Annotated in this window: 2 protein-coding genes; both read right to left on the reverse strand. The window is 61.3% G+C overall.

The genetic code is table 11. From position 1 onward, the window contains the following. Positions 1–893 precede the first annotated feature (893 nt). The gene (locus ISG29_RS21925) at positions 894–1043 is read right to left on the reverse strand and encodes a helix-turn-helix domain-containing protein (RefSeq protein WP_407940252.1); all 150 of its coding nucleotides are present in this window, start codon (positions 1041–1043) and stop codon (positions 894–896) included. Positions 1044–1254: 211 nt separating this feature from the next. Beyond that, positions 1255–1699: transposase (locus ISG29_RS20390; RefSeq protein WP_194505287.1), on the reverse strand; the 445-nt coding region annotated here is incomplete at its 5' end.

The raw sequence follows: 1699 nt of genomic DNA on the forward strand, positions 1-1699 counted from the left end.
AGCCGATGAGAGTCCCTACCACCACCGCAAGTGGACCAGTTCGAACATGCCGATCCCAGCGCAACGTCCGACGCACGATCGGCACAAGCTCAAACAAGTGTTGGACCAGAGAACTGGGGCCGAGCAGGGCTGTAACCCTATTCAACACACAGATTCAAGTGGCCGGATATGGTGTGGGGCGAGCCCCACTTTCAATGTCCTGTACGGACAAATGTCGGTCGTGCAAGGGGGTGGCGCCGTCGCTCTGGGCACCGCAGCACTTCCGTTCGGAATTACCACGTTTGAAGGAGGAGCTGCTGTGGCATATGGAGCATTCAAGATAGTAACAGGAACTGCGAGGACGGTCAGGGGCGTTACGCAAGGCGACCAGCTAACTCAGGCAGGGTGCTCTCTCGGAGATCTTTGGGATGATGTTCGGCCGCATCCTGAAAGTGTCCTAGACTTCTTTGGAGGGCTCTTGTGACCGCCATGGTGGCAGACAGTGGCCTCGTCGGTCTAGCGCTCATCCTGGTTGTCGGGTGCGGTTTCAGAGGGATCCTTCTCGCTTTCGCGTTGAATCGAAATAAGGTAAAGGGTCGGCGTGGGGCTTATATTTATCTGGTTGTTTTCATTGGTGGATTTTTAGCTGGCCTTGCTCTCTTGATTGCAAGTATCTGACCCCCCGCCGTGCCGAAATTATGAGATGCCGAAGAGCGCTCGCCGCGATATGAGGGGGAGGATTCCGGCAAGGATCATCACATTCGCAGCCAGTTTGGGCACCCATGACGCTGTGAACCGCAGGCCCTTTGGCCGCGGTCGGTTTTCTGCCGCGGGAGTTGTTTTCTCATACGACATCTGCTCTTTGGCTTCACTCTTTTCTTGAGCAGCGCACGAGTACATGACTACGCACGTGCTCATCGCTTATCTTCGGCGACTTGTTCGGCCGCGTTCTTGACTACCCAACGTGACACGCCAAGTTGCCGAGCAACTTCGTTGAGGCTGAGGCCGGTCTGGTAGAGCCTGACGGCTTCAGCGCGTTGGTCGCGCGTGATGCGCCACTTAATAGGCCGTGAAGGAGAGCGATCGGAAGGCTCTAGACGCTTCGTTCTGGGGTTGACGTTAGCCCCGGTCTTTCATGACGACGGCCGCGGTTGTGTCGGAGCTGCGTGATCGAGTGCGCTCGTGTTCGGAGTGACGGCGGGTAGGGCGTCGCACCGGCTGGCGCTGCCGGGCTGCGGGTCTTCGGGTGGTGATGTTGTGGGCGGATGGGCTGGGTCAGGCGGGTTGCGGGACCGCGGCGATGTTCGCGAAGACAGCAACGATCGCGGCCGCCCAGGGCCAGGACTTGGGGATCTTGAGTCGTCGGCGACGGGCGCTGTGGACCAGGCGGGCGGGCACGTGCAGGAACCGGTAGCGCAGCGTTTTCGGCTCACACGCGGCGAGCGGCGCAGCGTCGCCGACGAAGCCCAGCAGTCGCGTCCACGCGGTCAGGTCGGCAGCGATCATGGTCAGCGCGAGCCAGGTCTGGTTGATGTCGAACTCCCGGGAGGGGAACCGGCCCCGGCCGGAGTCTTTGGCGTGCCGGATGCGGTCCTCGACGCGGGCGTGGGCCCGGTGCCGGGCTTTAAGGAAGGCCAGCTGGCCGACGGTGGTGTTGGTGACGAAGGCCTGATAGCGCCAGCCGTCGCGCTCCTCGAACAGCGACAGCTGCGCGCCGGGG

The organism is Nocardioides acrostichi (assembly GCF_015319165.1).
Taxonomy (GTDB): domain Bacteria; phylum Actinomycetota; class Actinomycetes; order Propionibacteriales; family Nocardioidaceae; genus Nocardioides; species Nocardioides acrostichi.